This window comes from Streptomyces bicolor (assembly GCF_000719285.1).
In the GTDB taxonomy this organism is placed as follows: Bacteria; Actinomycetota; Actinomycetes; order Streptomycetales; family Streptomycetaceae; genus Streptomyces; species Streptomyces bicolor.
In genome coordinates this window covers 143,437-165,006 of record NZ_JOFS01000010.1, presented here as the reverse complement: position 1 = coordinate 165,006, position 21,570 = coordinate 143,437, and the positions used below count along the sequence as shown (strand labels likewise).

At 69.0% G+C, this 21,570-nt stretch carries 19 protein-coding genes; 6 read left to right on the top strand and 13 right to left on the bottom strand.

Annotation, left to right across the window (positions count from 1 at the left end; all coding sequences use genetic code 11):
- Positions 1 to 31: 31 nt before the first annotated feature.
- The 3 genes from IF78_RS0116230 to IF78_RS0116220 are packed head-to-tail and all read right to left on the bottom strand — an operon-like array spanning position 32 to position 4,643.
- Positions 32 to 850, bottom strand: a complete 819-nt coding sequence (locus IF78_RS0116230; protein ID WP_031476303.1) for an HAD family hydrolase — start codon at positions 848 to 850, stop codon at positions 32 to 34.
- Positions 850 to 3,453: a phosphoribosyltransferase gene (locus IF78_RS0116225; protein WP_031476301.1), complete on the bottom strand. Its 2,604-nt coding sequence runs from the start codon at positions 3,451 to 3,453 to the stop codon at positions 850 to 852. Before IF78_RS0116225 ends, IF78_RS0116230 begins: the two co-directional genes overlap by 1 nt.
- Before the next feature lie 23 nt (positions 3,454 to 3,476).
- Positions 3,477 to 4,643, bottom strand: a complete 1,167-nt coding sequence (locus IF78_RS0116220; RefSeq protein ID WP_031476299.1) for an HpcH/HpaI aldolase/citrate lyase family protein — start codon at positions 4,641 to 4,643, stop codon at positions 3,477 to 3,479.
- A gap of 188 nt (positions 4,644 to 4,831) precedes the next feature.
- On the opposite strand from IF78_RS0116220, the gene IF78_RS0116215 reads away from it, so the two are divergent.
- Positions 4,832 to 5,656, top strand: a complete 825-nt coding sequence (locus IF78_RS0116215) for a TerD family protein (RefSeq protein WP_031476297.1) — start codon at positions 4,832 to 4,834, stop codon at positions 5,654 to 5,656.
- Positions 5,657 to 5,797: 141 nt separating this feature from the next.
- Here IF78_RS0116215 and IF78_RS0116210 read toward each other — a convergent pair whose 3' ends face one another.
- From IF78_RS0116210 to IF78_RS0116185, 6 genes are all read right to left on the bottom strand, one after another.
- On the bottom strand, positions 5,798 to 6,535 hold the full coding sequence (locus tag IF78_RS0116210) for a TerD family protein (RefSeq protein ID WP_031476295.1): 738 nt from the start codon (positions 6,533 to 6,535) through the stop codon (positions 5,798 to 5,800).
- A 124-nt stretch (positions 6,536 to 6,659) separates the two neighbouring features.
- Positions 6,660 to 7,805 carry a DUF475 domain-containing protein gene (locus IF78_RS0116205; protein ID WP_031476293.1) on the bottom strand — a complete coding sequence of 382 codons (1,146 nt, stop codon included), beginning with the start codon at positions 7,803 to 7,805 and terminating at the stop codon, positions 6,660 to 6,662.
- Between the two features lie 125 nt (positions 7,806 to 7,930).
- Entirely contained in the window at positions 7,931 to 8,506 is a 576-nt protein-coding gene (locus tag IF78_RS0116200) for a TerD family protein (RefSeq protein ID WP_031476291.1), read from the bottom strand.
- A gap of 122 nt (positions 8,507 to 8,628) precedes the next feature.
- Positions 8,629 to 9,204, bottom strand: a complete 576-nt coding sequence (locus IF78_RS0116195) for a TerD family protein (protein WP_031476289.1) — start codon at positions 9,202 to 9,204, stop codon at positions 8,629 to 8,631.
- A 148-nt stretch (positions 9,205 to 9,352) separates the two neighbouring features.
- On the bottom strand, positions 9,353 to 9,811 hold the full coding sequence (locus IF78_RS0116190; RefSeq protein WP_031476287.1) for a peroxiredoxin: 459 nt from the start codon (positions 9,809 to 9,811) through the stop codon (positions 9,353 to 9,355).
- A gap of 118 nt (positions 9,812 to 9,929) precedes the next feature.
- A complete protein-coding gene (locus tag IF78_RS0116185; RefSeq protein ID WP_031476285.1) occupies positions 9,930 to 10,367 on the bottom strand; it encodes a DUF3052 domain-containing protein in 438 nt (145 codons plus the stop codon).
- A 363-nt stretch (positions 10,368 to 10,730) separates the two neighbouring features.
- Here IF78_RS0116185 and aceE point away from each other — a divergent pair, with 363 nt between their 5' ends.
- Both aceE and IF78_RS0116175 read left to right on the top strand, forming a co-directional pair.
- The gene (aceE, locus tag IF78_RS0116180; RefSeq protein ID WP_031476283.1) at positions 10,731 to 13,478 is read left to right on the top strand and encodes a pyruvate dehydrogenase (acetyl-transferring), homodimeric type; all 2,748 of its coding nucleotides are present in this window, start codon (positions 10,731 to 10,733) and stop codon (positions 13,476 to 13,478) included.
- A gap of 92 nt (positions 13,479 to 13,570) precedes the next feature.
- Positions 13,571 to 14,323 carry a potassium channel family protein gene (locus IF78_RS0116175; protein WP_031476282.1) on the top strand — a complete coding sequence of 251 codons (753 nt, stop codon included), beginning with the start codon at positions 13,571 to 13,573 and terminating at the stop codon, positions 14,321 to 14,323.
- Between the two features lie 152 nt (positions 14,324 to 14,475).
- Here IF78_RS0116175 and IF78_RS0116170 read toward each other — a convergent pair whose 3' ends face one another.
- Positions 14,476 to 14,781, bottom strand: coding sequence for a hypothetical protein (locus tag IF78_RS0116170; protein WP_031476280.1), 306 nt, complete (start codon positions 14,779 to 14,781; stop codon positions 14,476 to 14,478).
- Between the two features lie 238 nt (positions 14,782 to 15,019).
- Positions 15,020 to 16,639, bottom strand: a complete 1,620-nt coding sequence (locus IF78_RS0116165) for an MFS transporter (RefSeq protein ID WP_031476278.1) — start codon at positions 16,637 to 16,639, stop codon at positions 15,020 to 15,022.
- Positions 16,640 to 16,705: 66 nt separating this feature from the next.
- On the opposite strand from IF78_RS0116165, the gene IF78_RS0116160 reads away from it, so the two are divergent.
- From IF78_RS0116160 to IF78_RS0116150, 3 genes are all read left to right on the top strand, one after another.
- A complete protein-coding gene (locus IF78_RS0116160) occupies positions 16,706 to 17,332 on the top strand; it encodes a TetR family transcriptional regulator (protein WP_031476276.1) in 627 nt (208 codons plus the stop codon).
- A gap of 93 nt (positions 17,333 to 17,425) precedes the next feature.
- Complete coding sequence (locus IF78_RS0116155; protein ID WP_031476274.1) at positions 17,426 to 18,643, top strand: alpha/beta hydrolase; 1,218 nt, start codon at positions 17,426 to 17,428, stop codon at positions 18,641 to 18,643.
- A 57-nt stretch (positions 18,644 to 18,700) separates the two neighbouring features.
- Positions 18,701 to 19,561 (top strand): DUF4429 domain-containing protein, encoded by an 861-nt coding sequence (locus IF78_RS0116150; RefSeq protein ID WP_031476272.1) that lies wholly within the window; start codon positions 18,701 to 18,703, stop codon positions 19,559 to 19,561.
- Between the two features lie 118 nt (positions 19,562 to 19,679).
- Here IF78_RS0116150 and IF78_RS0116145 read toward each other — a convergent pair whose 3' ends face one another.
- Both IF78_RS0116145 and IF78_RS0116140 read right to left on the bottom strand, forming a co-directional pair.
- The gene (locus IF78_RS0116145; protein ID WP_031476270.1) at positions 19,680 to 20,693 is read right to left on the bottom strand and encodes an aldo/keto reductase; all 1,014 of its coding nucleotides are present in this window, start codon (positions 20,691 to 20,693) and stop codon (positions 19,680 to 19,682) included.
- Entirely contained in the window at positions 20,690 to 21,160 is a 471-nt protein-coding gene (locus IF78_RS0116140; RefSeq protein ID WP_031476268.1) for a MerR family transcriptional regulator, read from the bottom strand. Before IF78_RS0116140 ends, IF78_RS0116145 begins: the two co-directional genes overlap by 4 nt.
- Between the last annotated feature and the right edge of the window lie 410 nt (positions 21,161 to 21,570).

The window sequence follows — 21,570 nt, the reverse complement described above, 5'->3', positions numbered from 1 at the left end:
GTGGGGGTTGATCGCGCAGTTCCCCGCGCCCCTATCGGGGCGCTTCCGGGCGAGTCATCTTCAAGAACTCCCGCAGGATCCGCTCCCCCGCGAGCACGCCCCGCTCCGGCAACCCACTGACCGCCGGAGCCGTCCACTCGGCGTCCGCCAGCTCCCCGTGCCCCGGCCGCCAACCCCTGTCGGCGGCCAGCAGCAGATCGGCGTCCAGCAAGGAGTCACCGGCCGCCAGCGTCAGGTCCGCCCCCGTGCGCCGGGCCACCTCGTGCATGGCGGCGCTCTTGGTGAGCGGCTTCGGCACGGCGTAGATCTTGCGGCCCTGCAGTGACACCGTCCAGCCGCGGTTCTCCGCCCACACCGCGAGTTCCTTCACCCACTCCTCGGGCAGCAGCTCGCGCTCGACGACCAGGTAGGCGAAGAGGTCCTCGGCGATGCGGTGCTTGCGCACCCAGGCCGGGGACGCGGTCGCCATCAGGTGGTCCTGGACCTCCGCGAGCGGCGCGCACTGCTCGGCCAGATGGGCGGTGACCCGCGCGTTCCAGTCGGGGTCGGAGACTCCGTCGACCAGCAGGTGGCCGCCGTTGGCGCAGATCGCGTACTTCGGCGCGGGGCCCGGCAGGTTGATGCGCTGGTACTGCTTGCGGGTCCGGGTCGTCGTCGGCACGAAGACCGCCGCGTCGCCGAGTTCGGTGAGCAGCTGGGCCGCCGTCTCGGTCATGTACGACAGCGGCTTGCTCTCGTGCACCTCCACGCACAGCAGCCTCGGTGCCCGCGCGTCCGGCATGGTCAGCGCGAGGGCCGCTGCGGAGTAGATCAGCGTACGGTCGAGGTCGCTCGCCACCAGCACCGGCATCAGACGTTCACCGCCTTGCCGTCGGCGCCCGTCGCACCCCGCGTGTACTTGGGGTGGATCAACCCCACGCAGGTGTACGGCAGTTCGGCCACCTCTTCCACCGGTACCCCTCTCTGTTCGGCCAGCAGTCGTACATGGTCCAGGTCGGCGCCGGCCCCGGCCCGCGCGAGGATCTTCCAGGGCACGCGGCGCAGCAGCACGCGTGTGGTCTCGCCGACGCCCGGCTTGACGAGGTTCACGTCGTGGATGCCGTACTCCTCGCTGATGCGCTCGACGGCGGCCCAGCCCTCCCAGGTCGGCTCGCGGTCGCCGGACAGCAGCTCCTTTGCCGTCGCGTCGACGGCGTCCACGACCTCCGGGAAGCGGGCGGAGACGGCGTCCAGGAAGGCCACGGACACGTCGGCGCCGGCGAGTTCGCGGTAGAACTTCGCGCCGTGGTAGTCGTGCGGGCCGACCAGGTCGGCGCGCAGGACGGTGCGTGAAATCAGGCCGGAGACCGTGGAGTTGAGGCACGCGGACGGGATGAGGTAGTCGTCACGGGTGCCGTACGTCCGCACGCAGGAGCCCGGGTCGGCCAGTACGGCGATCTCCGGGTCGAAGCCGGTGATGCCGTCGGACTTCTCGAACTCCTCCAGCGCGGCGGCCAGTTCGCGGGTGATGGCGCCCTTGCCGGTCCAGCCGTCGACGAAGACGACGTCACGCGGGTCGTGGTGCCCGGCGAGCCAGCGCAGCGCGTTGGCGTCGATGCCGCGGCCGCGCACGATCGACACGGCGTAGTGCGGGAGTTCGAGGCCGTGCCGGAACTGGGCCCAGCGGCGCATGAGGACGCCGACGGGCGTGCCTGCGCGGGCGAGGGAGACGAGCACTGGGCGCGGCGACCGCTCGGCGAGGACGATCTCGGTGACCGCGCCGGCCGCCTGCGCCAGCCGTGCCGCCGTCTCCTCCAGCGCGGCGTGGAACAGCGCCTGGTACTGCTCGCTCGGCTGGTACTCCACCGGCAGCGACTCCGCGTAGTGCGCGCCGCCGCTCTGGATGGCTTCCTCTCGTTCCTCGGTCGGCGCCTCCAGTGTCACGTCCGAGAGGTCCTGCAGCAGCCAGCCGACCTCTTCGGGGGCGTACGAGGAGAAGGCGGGGCCGCGGAGGGGCTCGGGCAGCATGGAGTGCCTTTCGGGGACGGACCTGTCGGGAAGGGCCAGGGGTCCGGGGACGTACGACGGTACGACCGCCAGCAGGACATGCGGGGTGTGGGCGGCGAGCTGCGCCAGCAGGCCCTCGGGCGCGTGCAGTTCGGGGGTGTCGGCGGTCGAGTCGACGACGGCTATGACGGCGTCGAAACCGGCGCCGGCGACGTTGTAGGCGTAGCGCTCGCCGGGGCCGTCGGCCGGGTCGTCGTGGGCCGGGAAGACGAGGCGGGTGCGTATCGCGTAGCCGGGGTCGTCGACCGCGAGGACGGGTGAGCGGGTGGTGGTGGAGTACCGGACCTCGACACCCTCCGCGATCTGCTCCAGCTCACGGGCGAGCCGGAGCGGGGCGTACATCAGCTCCTCGAAGCCGAGTACGAGGACGCGGCGCGTGTCGGCGGGAAGTGCCTCCGCCAGGCGGGCGGCCATGGCGGGGAGGGCGCCTTCGAGGCGGGCGCGGTGGGCGGGGGTGAAGCCGTGGCGGCCGCCGTCGGGGAGGCCGGGGGGCCAGTGCAGGTCTATGCGGGTGATGTGGGGGTGGGTGCGGTTGTCGTCCGGGTGTGGGCCGGTGGGGGCTGGTCGCGCAGTTCCCCGCGCCCCTGGAGGGTCGGCCACCGCAACGCCCGTCTTCAGGGGCGCGGGGAACTGCGCGATCGGCCACGTCGGCGCCGCAGACGACGAACCACCCTCCGCGGCACCCTCTGCCTCGTACCGCGCCACCAACTCCTGCCCCTTCTCCAGCACCCCCTCAGGCAGCCGTACGGTCCCCGTGGCGGCCGCCACCAAATCAACCCGGGCGCCGATCTCCCCGGCGAAATCCGCGAGGCGCCCCGCATCCGCCGCCGACCGCATGTCGACCAGCGCGACCACGACGTACCGCCGCCGCGGATACCGCTCGTGAAGGTCCCGGATGGTGTTCAGCACCGTGTTCCCGGTGGAGAACTCGTCGTCGACCAGCACCAGCGGCCCGTCCCCGACCAGCAGCGCGGGGTCCTCCGGCAACAGAAGATGAGACGTGGCGTGTGAGTGCGACTCCTCGAAGCCGCCCGCGCGGGCGACCCCGGCGACGGGGCGGCGGGTGGAGTGCAGATACGGCGCGAGGCCGATGCCGTCGGCGACGGAGTGGCCGAGGCCGGTCGCCGTCTCCGCGTAGCCGAGGACGACCGCCCTCGCGGCCTCGTCGGCGCCCAGAAGGTCCCGCACCCGGCGGCCGAGGGCGAAGCCGGCGCCGTACACCACGGAGGGTGACTGCGGTACGTGCTTGCCGAGCACGTTGGAGACCAGCAGATGCGCCCGCTTGGGGTTGCGGCGCAGGGCGAGCCCCAGCATCCCCGTGAGCTCGTCGTCGCCCACGAGCTGGACTCCGAGCCGCTCGGCGACCCAGCTGCCGGACCAGTCCCCGTCGTTCACTGCGTTGTTCATGCGTCCCTTGGATAGAGAAACGGTCAGGCCGGGATTCCGGCGGCGAGCAGTTCCACGAAGCCGATGTCCTCGTTGGCGACACCGAAAACCTCGGCCCGCAGCAGGGTCCGCTCGGCCCAGGCGCGGTGCGGTTTCACCTCATTCATCTTGTTCGTGTACTGCGACCGAAGTACACCCCCGCCGCCGCGCTCGGGCCGCAGGATGTCCTGGGCGTCACTGAACTCCTCGTGACTGACCACGGACAGCGCGTGCACCGGGAGCACGTGCGAGGGGTGGATGCAGGTCTTGCCGAGCAGGCCGTTGGCGTGGTCCAGCGTGATCTCGCGCAGGAGGCCGTCCATGGAGTGCTCGATGAGGGCCTCGCGCAGTTCCTCGGCCTGGCCCTCCAGGAAGGGGCTGCGGCGCAGCTGGGGCTTGAACATACGTTCCTGCACCCGGAAGTACTCCCACACCGGCCCGGTCACCGTGAACCCGGTGCCGTCGGCTCTGCCCAGCATGTTCACCACGTCGGCGATCACGGAGGCGACGATCTGGACGTCGTACGCGGTCATGTCGGGGGCGCGGCGAAGGCCGTACGAGGAGCAGAAGTCGGTGACGCCCAGGCGCAGCGCCAGCACCCGCTCGCGGTACTTGTCGACGGCGCGGGAGATGCCCTCCAGGGTCTCCACGCGCGACTCGCGGTAGAGCAGCTCGGGCGACTCCAGCACCGGCATGGCGAACAGGCGGCGCCCGCTGTGGGCCTCGGCGCTCGCGAGAGCCTCCAGGAAGGGCATGCCGCGCTCTTCGGTGAACTTGGGCAGCACGAATCCGGACAGCAGCCGGACGGCGGGGCCGAGCCGCCGTACGAGGTCGGGGATCTGCTCGGGCGTACGGACCCTGATGAACAGCAGCGGCAGACCCGTCACGGGACGGGCGGCGAGGTCGGTGAACTGCCGGACGAGGTTCTCCTCGCCCTCCGCCACGTCCTCGTCACCGATCGAGTCCTCCAGGCACAGCACCATCGAGACCACGCCGCGTCCGGTCTGCTTGACGATGTCGTCGGCGAGCCGCGGCCGGGTGGCCGGACTGTAGAGCGTGGCGCCCAGGGCCGCGGCGAGCAGCCGGCCCGGGGAGTCCGCGGAGAACTCGCACGGCTCCTGGTGGAAGAGGCGCTGCCGCACCTCTGGGGCGATGTGCCCGAAATGACGCATAGAACTCCCCCGTGACGGCTCAGTGGCCCCTGTGATCCGTTCACAGGTGGCCGGTAATAGTACGTAGATACCCATGTCAGGGGTTCCCGCCAGGCATGAATTTCTGGTAACGCGGACAAACACGCCCGCGCACGGCCGGTAGTACCCCCGCGTTGTCGTGACCAGGACGGAGAGGGCAGGATTGCCGCATGACGCACGCGATGTTGAAGGGGTCGAACGTCCCGCTCGAAGCCACGACGGTACGCGCCGTGCTGCGCTGGACGCCCGGGCAGGGGGTCCCGGATGTCGACGCCTCGGCTCTGCTCCTCGGCCCCGACGGTCGTGTGCGCTCCGACGAGGACTTCGTCTTCTACAACCAGCCCCGGCACCCCTCCGGGAAGGTCTGGCGGCTCGGCAAGAAGCGGCTGGCCGAGGGCCTCACCGACACCATCCAGACAGATCTCGCCGGTGTCGAGGCCGGCGTCGGCCAGATTCTGCTGGTCGCTTCGGCGGACGGCGTCGCCTTCGATCGCGTACGGGATCTGCGCATCCTGCTGTACGACGCTTCAGCCGCCGACGCCGATCCGCTGGCGTACTTCGACATCAAGCCGGAGACCGGTGAGGAGACCGCCCTGATCTGCGGCGAGCTGTACCGCCGCGGCGAGACCTGGAAGTTCCGCGCCCTGGGCGAGGGCTACGCGAACGGCCTCAAGGGCCTGGCCGTGGACTTCGGCATTTCGGTGGACGAGTCGGAGGCGATGCAGGAGCCGGCGGCAGCCCAGCAGGCACCGGCCCCGGCCCCGGAGGTCTCCCAGCCGCTCCCACCGGAACAGCCGACGACAACGGTCCCGCCCCAGCCGTCGTACGGCTACCCCCAGCAGCCCCCGGCAACGCAGCCGGCCTACGGCTACCCCCAGCCGACCAGCCAGCCGGCCGCGGCCCAGTCGGGCTACGGTTACCCGCCCCCCGTGACGGCGGCAGCGAACCAGGAGTTCCGCCTGCCGCCACAGGGCCCGCAATTCATCGGGCGGTAAGGGATACGCCCTCCAGGGGCGCGGGGAACTGCGCGACGGACCACCACCCGCCCGCAGCCGCCACACAGCCCACGGCCCGGAGCTCTCGGGCCCACCGGCCAAGACCCCGCGTCAGCTGGTCGCACCGGCCAGGACCCCGCGTCAGCGCTCCGCTTTGGTCTTGTATCCGCGCCCCCACTGCAGCCCCCACCCGAACAACCGATCCAACTCGGCCTGGAAGCCGTACACGAACTTCACCTCACGCCGCACCCACAGCTCCCCCTTGACGTTCTCGATCATCACCACCGCACATGACCGAGCCTGCGGATGCCGCTCATCGAGACCTATCTCGATCCGGGGTCCATTGCTCGGATACAGCGTGACGATCGCATGCGTACGGTCGAACGCCGGCGTCTGGTCATAGATGTACACGAAGACCAGCAGACGCTTGATGTTCTCCCGATGATCAAGGTTGACGTAGATCGTCTCCCCGGACGCCGACCCGAACCGGTCGTCCCCGCTGAGCTTCACGTACGGCGGCGCGTTGATCTCCCCGAGGAACCCGCCCAGCGGCTGGACGACGCCCTTCGTCCCGTCCGTCAGCTCATACAGGGCCCCGAGGTCGAGGTCGACGTTGACCATGCTCTGGCTGTGCCCGAGCACCTCCGGCGGCTTCAGCGCCTTGAACGGATGCCGCAGCAGGCTCTCCCGCTGTGAGCCTCCGATGTCGGACGTCCGCATCCGCCAGGTCAGATTGATCCGCAGATGCCCGGTCGCAGCGCCCTGCTTGGTGAGCGAGACCCGGTCGTGCCGTTTCGTCAGCTCGATCGAGTTCGTCGACGCGCTGCCCGAGTCGAACTCGGCCGCCCGGCCCCGCCAGAGCCCGTCCAAGAAGCCCATTCCGCCCCCACGTCCCACGAAAGACCCGCGTTCCCCACGAAAGATCCGCGTTCACTTGGAAAAACCGGCGGGGCGGCCGGAGGCCCGGCCGCCCCGCTCAGAGCGTTCCTCACCCGCAGGGCTGTCACACCCCGGACGAGACCTCAGTCTTCTCGTCCGAGGCCTCCGCTTTTCCCTCGGCCGCCGCGATCGCGCGGTTGCGGCGCACGGAGGACCAGAAGGACGCGCCGATCAGGACGACGCCGATCATGCCGGTGATGATCTCGCTGATCTCGTACTGGATGGTGATCAGCAGGATCGCGGCGAGGGCGCCGATCGCGTAGTGCGCGCCGTGCTCCAGGTAGACGTAGTCGTCGAGGGTGCCCTGACGGACCAGGTAGACCGTCAGCGACCGGACGTACATGGCGCCGATGCCGAGGCCGAGCGCCATCAGCACGATGTCGTTGGTGATGGCGAAGGCGCCGATCACACCGTCGAAGGAGAAGGACGCGTCCAGGACCTCCAGGTAGAGGAACATGAAGAACGCGGCCTTGCCGGCCAGGGCAACCGCCGAGCGCGGCTTGCCGCTGCGGACGGCCTCTTCCTCCGCCTCGTGCTCGCGCTCCTCCTCTTCCTCGAGCTTGTCCTCGAAGTAGCCGGAGAGACCGCCGACGACCATGTACGTGATGAGACCCGCGATGCCGGAGAGGAGAACCGTCTCCGCCTTGTCGGCGGGCCCGGCGTGCAGGTGGGCGTGGGTCGCGAAGGTCATGGCGGTGATCAGCAGGACGATCAGCGCGACGCAGACCGACAGCATGTCGATCTTGCCGAGCTTGGACAGCGGCCGCTCCAGCCAGCCGAGCCACTTGATGTCGCGGTCCTCGAAGATGAAGTCGAGGAAGATCATCAGCAGGAACATGCCACCGAAGGCGGCGATGGCCGGGTGCGCGTCGGTGACGAGCTGCTCGTACCGGTCCTTGTCCGTGAGCGCGAGGTCGACGGCCTCGATCGGGCCCATCGAGGCGGTGACGGCGACGATCACGACGGGGAAGACCAGTCGCATGCCGAAGACGGCGATCAGGATGCCGATGGTGAGGAAGATCTTCTGCCAGAAGGCATTCATCTTCTTCAGGATTCCGGCGTTGACCACCGCGTTGTCGAACGACAGCGAGATCTCGAGGATGGAGAGGATCGCCACGATGCCGAAGGCGGTCCACCCCCCGAAGAGGACCGCTGCAACGAGGCCGAGCGCGGTGACCGCGAACGACCAGCCGAAGGTTTTCAGAACCACTGGCAACCCAATCCTGTGTGTACGGGGCTCCCGCGCGCCGCACTCGGCTTTACGAACTTTTGAAGTCGAAGTCTAGTCGGCCACCCTTCACACCCCACGGGGCCCCGAGTTTTGCTCATATCGCGTTATGAGACGTTGACTCCGAAGTCCAGTGCGATGCCCCTGAGACCCGACGCGTACCCCTGGCCCACCGCCCGGAACTTCCATTCTCCCTGGTAGCGGTACACCTCGCCGAAGATCATGGCGGTCTCGGTGGAAGCGTCCTCGCTCAGGTCGTAGCGGGCGAGTTCCTGGCCGTCGGCCTGGTTGACCACGCGGATGAAGGCGTTGGACACCTGGCCGAAGGTCTGGCCGCGTTCGTCGGCCATGTGGATGGAGACCGGGAAGACGATCTTGTCGCAGGCGGCGGGCACCTTGGAGAGGTCGATCAGGATCGACTCGTCGTCGCCGTCGCCCTCGCCGGTGAGGTTGTCCCCGGTGTGCTCCACCGACCCGTCCGGGCTCTTGAGCTGGTTGTAGAAGACGAACCACTCATCGCCCATGACCCGTCCGCCGTTGCACATCAGGGCGCTGGCGTCGAGGTCGAAGTCGGCTCCGGTGGTGGAGCGTGCGTCCCAGCCGAGCCCGATCATCACCTGTGCGAGGTTCGGTGCGGCCTTGGACAGGGAGACATTGCCCCCCTTGGCGAGCGTGACGCCCATGATGCTGTCCTCCCCAGGTGTTGCTTCTTTGGTTGTCCTGCGCATCCGGCGCCGCACCCAAACGAATGCGGCGCCGGACTCGGCCAGTGACGCCCCGGACGTTCGCGCCCGGGTCGTGGAACTCAGACGTTCACACCGAAGTCCTGCGCGATGCCGCGCAGACCCGAGGCGTAGCCCTGGCCGATGGCGCGGAACTTCCACTCCGCGCCGTGCCGGTACAGCTCGCCGAAGACCATCGCGGTCTCGGTGGAGGCGTCCTCCGAGAGGTCGTAGCGGGCGATCTCGGCGCCGCCGGCCTGGTTCACGACGCGGATGAACGCGTTGCGGACCTGGCCGAAGGACTGCTGACGGTTCTCGGCGTCGTAGATCGAGACCGGGAAGACGATCTTCTCGACGTCGGCCGGGACGCCCGCGAGGTTGACCTTGATCTGCTCGTCGTCACCCTCGCCCTCACCGGTGAGGTTGTCACCGGTGTGCTCGACGGAGCCGTCGGCGCTCTTGAGGTTGTTGAAGAAGACGAAGTTGGCGTCGCTGCCGACCTTGCCCTCCGGGTTCAGCAGCAGTGCGCTGGCGTCCAGGTCGAAGTCGGTGCCGGTCGTGGTGCGGACGTCCCACCCCAGACCGACGATGACCGCAGTGAGGCCCGGGGCCTCCTTGCTCAGTGATACGTTGCCGCCCTTGCTGAGGCTGACTCCCACGAGTCCTCCATTGGTTTCCAGGGGCGGGGAGCCCCGCCGTGCGTGTGATATCGGATCAACGACTCGATCCTAGTGACGGGTTCCCGTGGCACGCAGGCCTTGATGCCGAAGAATCACAGGTGTCGGTCACTGGCGGGATCGGACGGGATCAGAGGGTGTCGAGCGCCTTGACGTACTCGTTCAGGTCGCGTGCGTCGGGCAGGGCGTTGACGACGGTCCAGCGGACGACGCCCTCCTTGTCGATGACGAAGGTGCCGCGCACCGCGCAGCCCTTGTCCTCGGCGAAGACGCCGTAGGCGCGGCTGACCTCGCCGTGCGGCCAGAAGTCGCTGAGCAGCGGGTACTCCAGGCCCTCCTGCTCGGCGAAGACGCGCAGGGTGTGGATGGAGTCGTTGGAGACGGCGAGCACCTGGGTGTCGCGGTCGGAGAACTGCGGCAGGTTGTCGCGCACCTCGCACAGCTCGCCGGTGCACACGCCGGTGAAGGCGAAGGGGTAGAAGAGCAGGACGACGTTCTTGGAACCACGGAAGTCGGAGAGCTTCACGGCCCTGCCGTGGTTGTCCTTGAGCTCGAAGTCGGGGGCCTTGTCGCCGACCTGGATCGCCATCGCGTGGATGTCCCTTCGGTGGGGGCTGTTCGGGTGGCTCCCACCCTATGCAGCGGCCACCGGGGCCCGTGCAGGAGGCCGGGCCGGGCCTTTCGGCCCGGCCCGGTACCGTCACCGGTTACTTCTTGGTCTTGGCGGCCTTCGGCGTCACCAGCCGGCTGCCGCTCCAGTCCTTGCCGACGCTGACACTCTTGGACGCCGACAGACCCGCCGTCGTCGCGGCTTCCGAGATGTCGCTGGGCTCCACGTAGCCGTCACGGCCGGTCTTCGGCGTGAGCAGAAGGATCGAGCCGCCCTCTTCGATGTACGTGGTGGCGTCCACCAGCGCATCCGTCAGGTCGCCGTCCTCGTCGCGGAACCACAGCACCACGGCATCGGCGACGTCGTCGTAGTCCTCGTCCACGAGCTCGTTGCCGACGACTTCCTCAATGGCCTCGCGGAGTTCCTGGTCTACGTCCTCGTCGTAGCCGATCTCCTGGACCACCTGCTCGGGCTGGAACCCCAGCCTGACGGCAGGGTTCGTCCGCTCCTCCGCGTGGTCCGCGGTCGCGCTCACGGGTTGCCTCCTGATCATGTCTTGGGAATAACTCAGCCACGCGCGTGCGCGAAGCATTGGCCGTAGTCCACACGGGCGGGACGGATCGCGCAAGTACCCGGCCGTTCAGACCGCCGAAACGGTGACGATCCTGAACGTGTCACCGCAACTCCAGGCACACCATCATCGTCTCAAGGTGACGCGCACCACACCAATCTGCCCCCTTTGTGCGTTTGGGAACCATGCATGGGCACTCAGCCGTTTACCAGACCCCCGGTTACCCCACAGTAGAGATGACGTTTGGCCCCCCGAGGTACACGATGGGGAGCGGTGCAGGCACTGAGAAATCCCAGAAACACAGCCCTCTGACAGGTAAGGAACAGCGTGGCTTCCGGATCCGATCGCAACCCGATCATCATTGGCGGCCTTCCGAGTCAGGTTCCTGACTTCGATCCCGAGGAAACCCAGGAGTGGCTCGACTCCCTCGACGCCGCCGTGGACGAGCGCGGCCGGGAGCGGGCCCGCTATTTGATGCTGCGGCTGATCGAGCGGGCCCGCGAGAAGCGCGTGGCCGTGCCCGAGATGCGCAGCACGGACTACGTCAACACGATCCCCACCAAGAGCGAGCCCTTCTTCCCGGGCAACGAGGAGATCGAGCGCAAGATCCTCAACGCCACGCGGTGGAACGCCGCGGTCATGGTGTCGAGGGCCCAGCGCCCCGGTATCGGCGTCGGCGGCCACATCGCCACCTTCGCGTCCTCCGCCTCGCTCTACGACGTGGGCTTCAACCACTTCTTCCGCGGCAAGGACGAGGGCGACGGCGGCGACCAGGTCTTCTTCCAGGGCCACGCCTCTCCGGGCATCTACGCGCGCGCGTACCTGCTGGACCGGCTGAACGAGGAGAACCTCGACGCCTTCCGCCAGGAGAAGTCGAAGGCGCCGTACGGGCTGTCCAGCTACCCGCACCCGCGGCTGATGCCGGACTTCTGGGAGTTCCCGACCGTGTCGATGGGCCTCGGCCCGATCGGCGCGATCTACCAGGCGCGGATGAACCGCTACATGGAGGCGCGCGGCATCGCGGACACCTCCAAGTCGCATGTGTGGGCGTTCCTGGGCGACGGCGAGATGGACGAGCCGGAGTCGCTCGGCCAGCTGTCCATCGCCGCGCGTGAGGGCCTGGACAACCTCACCTTCGTCGTCAACTGCAATCTGCAGCGCCTCGACGGCCCGGTGCGCGGCAACGGCAAGGTCATCCAGGAGCTGGAGTCGATCTTCCGGGGCGCCGGCTGGAACGTCATCAAGCTGATCTGGGACCGCACCTGGGACCCGCTGCTGGCGCAGGACCGCGACGGCATCCTGGTCAACAAGATGAACACGACGCCGGACGGCCAGTTCCAGACGTACGCCACGGAGACCGGCGCCTACATCCGCGACCACTTCTTCGGCGACGACCACCGGCTGCGCGCGATGGTCGAGGGCATGACCGACGACCAGATCCTGCACCTGGGCCGCGGCGGTCACGACCACCGCAAGATCTACGCCGCCTACTCGGCCGCCCGCGCCCACAAGGGCCAGCCGACGGTGATCCTCGCCAAGACGATCAAGGGCTGGACGCTGGGCCCGAACTTCGAAGGCCGCAACGCCACGCACCAGATGAAGAAGCTGACGGTCGACGACCTCAAGCGCTTCCGCGACCGGCTGCACCTGCCGATCGCCGACAAGGACCTGGAGAGCGGGCTCCCGCCGTACTACCACCCCGGGCGGGACACCGAGGAGATCCAGTACATGCACGACCGCCGCAAGTCGCTCGGCGGTTACGTCCCCACGCGCGTGGTGCGCTCCAAGCCGCTCGCGCTGCCGGAGGACAAGACGTACGCGACCGTGAAGAAGGGCTCGGGCCAGCAGTCGATCGCGACGACCATGGCCTTCGTGCGGCTCCTCAAGGACCTCATGCGGGACAAGGAGATCGGCAAGCGGTTCGTGCTGATCGCGCCGGACGAGTACCGCACGTTCGGCATGGACTCGTTCTTCCCGAGCGCGAAGATCTACAACCCGCTTGGCCAGCAGTACGAGGCCGTCGACCGCGACCTGCTGCTCGCCTACAAGGAGTCGCCGCAGGGCCAGATGCTGCACGACGGCATCTCGGAGGCGGGCTGCACGGCCTCGCTGATCGCGGCGGGTTCGGCGTACGCCACGCACGGCGAGCCGCTGATCCCGGTGTACGTCTTCTACTCGATGTTCGGTTTCCAGCGCACCGGCGACCAGTTCTGGCAGATGTCGGACCAGCTGGCGCGCGGTTTCGTGCTCGGCGCTACCGCCGGCCGTACGACGCTGACCGGTGAGGGCCTGCAACACGCCGACGGCCACTCGCAGCTGCTCGCCTCGACCAACCCGGGCTGTGTGGCGTACGACCCGGCGTTCGGGTTCGAGATCGCGCACATCGTCAAGGACGGTCTGCGCCGCATGTACGGAAGCTCCGAGGAGCACTCGCACGGCGAGGACGTCTTCTACTACCTCACCGTCTACAACGAGCCGATCCAGCACCCGGCCGAGCCGGAGGACGTGGACGTCGAGGGCATCCTCAAGGGCGTCTACCGCTTCAGCGAGGGCACGGCGGGTTCGATCCCGGCGCAGATCATCGCGTCGGGTGTGGCGGTCCCCTGGGCGATCGAGGCGCAGAAGATCCTCGCCGAGGAGTGGAACGTCAAGGCCGACGTCTGGTCGGCGACCTCCTGGAACGAGCTGCGGCGCGAGGCCGTGCAGTGCGAGGAGCACAACCTGCTGCATCCCGAGGAGGAGCAGCGGGTGCCGTATGTGACGCGGAAGCTGACCGGGGCCCAGGGGCCGTTCGTGGCCGTCTCCGACTGGATGCGGTCGGTGCCGGACCAGATCGCGCGGTGGGTGCCGGGGACTTACCAGTCACTGGGTGCGGACGGCTTCGGGTTCGCCGACACCCGCGGGGCGGCCCGCCGCTTCTTCCACATCGACGCGCAGTCGGTGGTCGTCGCCGTGCTGACGGAGCTGGCGAAGGAGGGGAAGGTGGACCGGTCGGTGCTGAAGCAGGCGATCGACCGGTACCAGCTGCTCGACGTCTCGGCCGCTGATCCCGGGGCTGCCGGGGGCGACGCGTAGCGTCAACGGCTCGATGGGGTGGTGTGCCCCGTGGGTGACCTGCGGGTGACCCACGGGGCACACCACCCCTTCACATTTCCTACGATGCGGCCATGAAGGAAGCTCCCGCACAAGTGCGTTGGGAACGGCTCACCCAGCGGCCCCTTTTCGGTCTGGCTCTGGCGTTCGCCGTGGCCTATGCCGTGCCGATCGTCCAGCCCGACGCGAGTGCGGACGTGGTTGCCGTGTGCCTCACCGTGGAGTGGGTCGTATGGGGTGCGTTCGCGCTGGACTACGTCATACGGCTCGTTCTCGCCGAGCGGCGCTGGGAGTTCGTGCGGACCCACTGGCTGGACCTGTGTGCCGTCCTGCTGCCGCTGGTGCAGCCGTTGCGGCTGCTGCGGCTCGTGTCGACGTTGCTGCTCGTGGGGCAGCGGGCGCGGATGGCCTCACAGATACGGCTGACGACGTACGTCGCCGGGTCGGTGGTCGGGCTGATGATGTTCGGCTCGCTGGCCGTGCTGTCCGTGGAGCGGGATGCGCCGGACGGGAACATCAAGACGCCGGGTGACGCGGTGTGGTGGTCCTTTACGACCATGACGACCGTGGGATACGGGGATCATGCACCGACCACGGGGCTGGGGCGCATGATCGCGGTGGGGTTGATGCTGTCCGGGATCGCCCTGCTGGGTGTGGTGACCGCGAACATCGCCGCGTGGTTCATAGCCCGGTTCGAGATGGATGACGTGGAGGAGCGGCGGCAGACGGAGGCGATACAGGTGCTTACGGAGGAGGTTCGGGCGTTGCGGGCGCAGGTCGCTGCGCTGTCGGGGGACCAGCAGGTCGGCGAGGGGCAGGTCCGTTAGCCGGTTGCCGGGCGTGGGGGCTGGTCGGGGGGCGCGCAGCCCCGCGGCTGAACGGACGGTGCTGCAACGCCCTTAGGGGCGCGGGGAACTGCGCGATCAGCCCCCACGACCCCGGAGGCGCCGTCGAACCAGAAGTCCCGAGCTCTCGGGCGCTAGAACAGCCCGTTACCCGGTGTTGTCGTCCCCGCCAGCCAGATGATCGCCAGCAGCGTGTCTATCGCGCCCAGCACCACGGCCACCAAGGCGGGGACGGGACGGGCTCCCGACCACGTGCGGCCCATGGCCAGCCAGCCGCAGGCGATCGCCACCGGGCCGAGGATGATGCCCAGTACGAAGAAACCGGCGATCGCGCAGATGGCTCCGATGATTCCCAGCGTCGCGCGATCCGGCCCGGTCCGTGACCACGTCCGGCCACGTGAGCGGGGGTACCTGCGCGTTCCGTGTCCGAAGCCCGCCATCGTCAACTCCCTGAGTCGGCGTTCGACTTGGCGAGTACCCACGGTGCGCCGGTCATTCCTGCGTGTTCCGAGCCGTCGGCGCGCTGACCCCCTCCGGCAGCGCGCCGCAGGCCCCGGATTGACCCACTGTGACCTGCGGCGCTTGCCGTTGGGAGGGATCTTTGGGGTTGTCACCCTGATAGGGGAACTCCCGCCGCGGATCCCTCCGTTCACCTTGCGTCCGCTCGCGTCGCTCGCGTCAGATGTGCGCCGAGCCCGCGCCCGCCTCCGCGTTCTCGCCCCGCTTGGTGAGGAAGGCGACGAAGACCGCGACGACCGCAACCCCCGCGGCGACCAGGGACGCCAGGCTCATGCCCGAGATGAACGTGTCGTGCGCGACATCCGTGATCTTCGCGGCGATGGCGTCCGGCGTGCCCGGAGCCAGCGGTGCCACGCCGACCTGGACCGCCTCGGAGGCCTGGGCCTCCTGGGCCGCCGTCAGCGGCGGGAGCCCCGCGGAGGTCCAGTTGCCGGCGAGGTCGCTGTCGACCTTGGAGGCCATGACGGCGCCCAGGACGGCCGTACCGAGGCTGCCGCCGATCTGCATCGCGGCCTGCTGGAGACCGCCGGCCACACCGGACAGCTCCATGGGCGCGTTGCCGACGATGACCTCCGTGGCGCCGACCATGACCGGCGCGAGGCCGAGGCCGAGCAGGGCGAACCAGAGCGACATCACGGCGCTGCCGGTGTCCGTGTCCAGCGTGGACATGCCGTACATGGCGATCGCGGTGGCCGCCATGCCGCCCGCCAGCGGGATCCGCGGGCCCAGCTTGGTGATCATCGCGCCCGCGAGCGGCGAGCCGACGATCATCATGCCGGTGAGCGGCAGGAGGTGCAGGCCGGCGTCGATCGGGCTCATGCCGTGGACGTTCTGGAGGTAGAACGTCACGAAGAAGAGTCCGCCCATGAAGGCGATGGCCATCAGGACCATCAGGACGACACCCGCGGAGAGCGGGACCGAGCGGAAGAGCGCGAGCGGGATCAGCGGCTCCTTCACCTTCGTCTCCCAGAAGGCGAAGAGCGCGAAGCCGATCACCGAGGCGGCTATGAACGCCCACGTCTTTCCGTCGCCCCAGCCCCACTCCGGAGCCTTGATCAGGGCCCAGACCAGGCAGAACATCGCGGCCGACAGCAGGGCGATGCCCAGGACGTCGAAGGAGCGCGGGGCGTTCTCGGCGCGGTGGTCGAGCAGGATCATGACGCCGAGGACGACGGCGAGGATGCCGACCGGCACGTTGATGAAGAACACCGACTGCCAGTTGACGTGCTCGACGAGGACACCGCCGAGGATCGGGCCGCCGGCCGTGGACGCGCCGATGACCATGCCCCAGATGCCGATGGCCATGTTGAGCTTCTCGGCCGGGAAGGTCGCCCGCAGCAGGCCGAGCGCGGCCGGCATCAGCAGCGCGCCGAACAGGCCCTGCAAGACGCGGAAGACGACGACCGCGGCGATGCTGCTGGACAGGCCGATCGCACCGGAGGCGGCGGCGAAGCCGACCACGCCGATCAGGAAGGTCTGGCGGTGCCCGAAGCGGTCGCCGAGCTTGCCGGCGGTGATCAGGGAGACCGCGAGGGCGAGGAAGTAGCCGTTGGTGATCCACTGCACCTCGGCGAAGGTGGCGCCGAGGTCCTTCTGGATGGCCGGGTTGGCGATGGCCACGATGGTGCCGTCGAGGGCCACCATCATGACCCCCACTGCGACGGTGATCAGGGTGAACCAAGGGTGGCCGCGCAGCCCCTTGGCCGGCGTCGCGTCCGACGGAGCTACTGGCGCCTTGTCCCCCGACCCCGTCGTTTCGATGGTGGTCTGACTAGTCATGTGTTCGAGGCTAATGACAGCCTCTGACAATTGACAAACCAATTCACAAGTCGGTAACTGACAGCTATGGAAACACTGCGCGAACGGAAGAAACAGCGCACCCGGGAAGCGCTGCTGCGGACCGCGCTGGAACTCTTCACCACCCAGGGTTACGACGACACCACCGTCGATGACATCGCCGACGCCGTCGATGTCTCGCAGCGCACCTTCTTCCGCTACTTCGCCGGCAAGGAGGAGGCCGCGCTCGCGCTGCAGGAGATGACGGTCGCGCACTTCCTCGAAGCGGTGCGGGCGCGCCCGCCGCACGAGGCGCCGATGGAGGCACTGCGACAGGCGGTGCTGGAGGGCTGGGACACGCTTCACGACGTGATCGACGCCGTCGCACCGGTCGAGGTGTTCCTGCGCATGTACCAGGTGGTCGAGTCGACGCCGGTCCTGCTCGCCGCCCATCTGCGGCGCTCCATGGAGATCGAGGAGGCGATCGCGCGCATCCTCGCCGAGCGCGAGGGCGTCGACATCGACGCCGATCCGCGGCCCCGGCTGGCGGTGGCCGTCTTCGGCGGGGTGATGCGGCTGACGGAGCGCCAGTGGAGCACGGGCGAGGACTTCAGCCTCGACGCCATGCGGGCACTGACCGTCTCACATCTCGAACAGGTGGGCCCCGCACTCAGCGAGAGCTGGCGAACACGCTGAGGTCATCGGCGCGTTCACGGGGGCGTGATCGAAACGTGATACCCATCACTTGGTTAACGCGAGACCCTCCCGTTCTCCTAGTGTGTCCTCCCAGTGACTTCCTTCGACACGTCCCCGCAACTGAACGTCTGGCGCGCGCTGCTCGCACTGGCCGTGGTGTTCGTGATGCTGGCGACCACCGGCTGGACCGCCCTGCGCAACCACCGGAGCGCCGCACCGCTCGAGGCCTCGATCAGTGCCTGGGAGCGCGGCAGCATCGCCGGACACCGTCTGCCGGACGCGGACTCCTCCCCCACCCGGCTCGCCCGGTTCTTCGCCTCGCTCACCGACCAGCAGCGCGGCACCCTCGCCATCCGCTATCCGCTCGCGGTCGGCAACATGAACGGGGCACCGGTGGGGCTGCGCTACCGCGCCAACCGGATCGCGCTCGGCGAGGCGCGCGACGTCGAGCGCAAGCGCATGCACGACAAGGGACTCACGCCCGAGGGGCAGCGTGAGGCGGGCCGCCGTATGCATCGCTTCGAGGCGATGATGCAGAGGGACCGGCACATCCTGGCCTTCGACCCGGAGGGCTCGGGGCGCGCCGCGGAGGTCTTCGGGGACCTGACCAAGGCCCAGCGGATCTCGGTCGTCGTCCCCGGCGTCGACACCAACCTGCTGACCTTCCAGCGCACCAGCCGCAAGTACTCCGCGCCGGTCGGCATGGCGCAGTCGCTGTACGCGGCCGAGCGCGCGGCGAGCCCTTCGACGCGTACGGCCGTGATCGCCTGGGCCGACTACACCTCGCCGGACGGCCTCGGCATCGACTCGGCGACGGCGATGCGGGCCGCGTCCGGCGCCGTACGCCTGAACGCGCTGGTGCGGGCGCTGCCCGGCGACTCGCCGGTCTCCCTGTTCTGCCACAGCTACGGCTCGGTGCTGTGCGGTCTGGCCGCGCGCACGCTGCCGCAGCGGGTGGCCGACATAGCGGTGGCCGGCAGCCCCGGCATGCGGGTCGAGACGGCCTCCCAGCTGCGTACGTCCGCGCGGGTGTGGGCGATGCGGGACGCGGACGACTGGGTGCAGGACGTGCCGTATCTCGAGCTCGGCGGGCTGGGGCACGGGGAGGACCCGGTGTCCGCGGTGTTCGGGGCACGGGTGCTGTCGGCGCGGGAGGCGAAGGGCCACGGCGGCTATTTCGAGCCGGGTACGGACAGCGTGGCGAACTTCGCCGAGATCGGGGTTGGCGCGTACGAGTCGGTGCGGTGTGCTGACGATGCCGAGGCCTGTCGGGCGGGTTTGTCCGACACGGCGTCGGCCGGACGCGCGTAGAGGCGCAGGAACTGCGGTCTGCGCGGGGTGGCGACGGAGGAGCGCGTGCCGCATACGATGAGCCGCATGGGTGACGTACTGGCCGGATTTCATGCCGCCTGGGAGTTCGAGTCCGACTCCGTGCTCATCCGTTACGAACGGGGGATTCGAACACCTAAGCTCTTTCAGGCCTTGGGGGAACGACGTGTTCCGCTCGAGGCGATCGCCGGGGTCACACTGACGCCGGGCAAGCGCGGGACGGTGGTACTGCGTGTCGAGCCTCGCCCCGGGGCCGATCCGTTGATGGAGGCGGCTGCCGGGCAGCTGAAGGAAGGCGGGGACCCGTATCGGCTGGTGCTGCCCGCCGAGCGGGAGACTCTTGCCGAGTACTACGCCGACGAGTTGCGGGCGCAGCTCACGGAGTCCGGGCCGGCGGAGGAGTTCCTTGTTGCCGCGCCTGAAGTGCCGTTGCAGTTCAAGGCGTACGACGGGAAGGCGTCCTTCGACGGGAAGGCCGTCCGTTTTCGGTGGTTTTGGACAGGGGCGTCCTCGGCGAAGTGGAAGGCCGGGGACCAGAGCTTTTCGGTGGCCGAGCTGAGTGGGGTCGAGTGGCGGTCGCCTGAGGTGTTCGAGGGGCATCTGCGGCTGCTACGGCGGGACTCCGCCGACGACCAGCCCGCGCAGGCGGATCAGGATCCGGCGGCAGTGGTGTTCGGGCTCGGGTATGGGCCGGTGCACGAGTCGCTGCCGTTCGCCGCCGCGGTGTTGGAGGCGGTGCGGAAGTCGGGGCCGGTCGCCGTGGTGCCGGCGTCGGCACCACGGCGCGACCCCGCCGACATCGCCGAGCGCATCCGCCACCTGGGAGAACTGCACGAAGCGGGGCTGGTGACGGATGAGGAGTTCTCGGTGAAGAAGGCCGAGTTGTTGGCGGAGCTTTAGGACTATGCGTCTGCCGGGTGCGGTTGTCTTTCGGCTGTGGACCGGCCGTGGCTGGTCGCGCAGTTCCCCGCGCCCCTCAGGGAGTTGCAGTTCGCGGCCGCCTGGAGGGCCGAAGCCGTTATTCCCGGCCCGCCGACGCGAACCGCATGTCCGCGTACCTGTCGCCTGCCACCTTTCCCGCGATCGGCTCCAGCAACGCCAACTCGTCCTCAGTCAGCACGACTCGGGTGGCAGCCACGTTTTCCTCCACCCGACCCGGCTTGCGCGTGCCCGGGATCGGGACCACCGGGAGGTCGTGTACGGCCGACTGTTGCTGCACCCATGCCAACGCGATCTGCCCCAGCGTGGCCCCGTGGGACTCGGCCACCGTGCGGATGGGGTCCAGCAGGGCGGCGTTCGCGGCCGCGTTCTCGCCGGTGAAACGGGGCTGTTGGCGGCGGAAGTCAGCGGACGTGAGGTCCTCTGCCTTGGCGAAGGAGCCGGTGAGGAAGCCCCGGCCCAGCGGGGAGTAGGGAACCAGGGTCACCCCCAGGTCGCGGGCCGCGGGGACCACCTTCGGCTCGATGTCGCGGCTGAACAGCGACCACTCGGACTGGACGGCCGCTATCGGGTGCACGGCCTGCGCGGCGCGCAGTTCGTCCGCCGTCACCTCGCTCAGGCCGAGTTGCTTGACCTTGCCCTCGCGGACCAGGTCCGCCATCGTGCCGACGGTCTCCTCGATGGGGACGTTCACGTCCCGGCGGTGCATGTAGTAGAGGTCGATCACATCGACGTCCAGGCGGCGCAGGCTCGCCTCGACGGCCTGGCGGATATACGGCGCGTCGTTGCGGATGACTCGGCGCGTCGGGTCGTCCGGCGGGATCGACAGGGCGAACTTGGTGGCGATGACGACCTCGTCGCGGTGCGCCTTGAAGAACGGCGACAGGAACTTCTCGTTCTCGCCCGCCCCGTACGCGTCCGCCGTGTCGTAGAGCGTGACGCCCAGCTCCAGGGCCCGCTCCAGGGTCGCCCTGGACTCATCCGCGTCCGAGGGGCCGTACCCGAAGCTCATGCCCATGCAGCCGAGGCCCTGGACACCGACCTCGGGGCCGTTGTCGCCGAGTCGTGCGGTCGGGATCCTGGCGTCGGTCATCGAACCTTCTCTCCTTCGTAGGCGGCGACGCGCCCGGCGTCCGCGTAGAAACTGATCTTCCGGTCCAGTACGGCCAGCGTGTCCTGCAGCTCGGCGATCCGGGCGAGGACGTCGCGGCGGGTCGTCTCCAGCAGCTCGAAACGCTCGCCGAAGGTGTGGTCGCCCTCGCGCACCAGCTCGGCGTACCGGACCATGTCGGCGACCGGCATGCCGGTGAGCCGCAGCTTGCCGACGAGGTCGAGCCAGTCCAGGTCCCGGTTGCTGTAGCGGCGCTGGCCGGTGTGCGAGCGGCCGATGTGCGGCATGAGGCCGATCCGCTCGTACCAGCGCAGGGTGTGGGCCGTCAGACCGGTGAAGGCGACGACCTCGCTGATCGTGTAACTGTCCTGGCCTTCCGGCCGCCGGTGCGGGTGCGGCGGGGCGGCGCAGCTGTCGGTCCTGGTACTCGTGGTCTCCATCACCGTCATGCGCTCCACGCTATGACCTTGGAGTGCGCTCCAAGCAAGCGGAAACGGTAAGAAAACCACGGGACATGGCGTGATCGCCGTGACTGGCGTGCGGGGCATAGTCCCCGATGGGGACAGTTCCACGGATTGGCACGCGGAGTCGCTGCCGGCGCTGAGAGCGAGGCTGAGCGAGGCGGACGGGGACTTCGCCGCGTTCGTCGTGGACCACCCGGGCCGGCCGGGAGCGCCGGCTGCGCCAAGCGCTCCGCTGAGAGTGCCACGCCATGCCGTCGGTCGCCTGCGGCACCATCGTGGCTGGTCGCGCCCACGCGGCGGAGCCGCATATCGATACAGTCCCGCGCCCCTAGGGGCGTTGCCGACCCGCTCTCCGTACGCGTCGCTCAGCTTCACCGGGAACACGGACCCTCGAT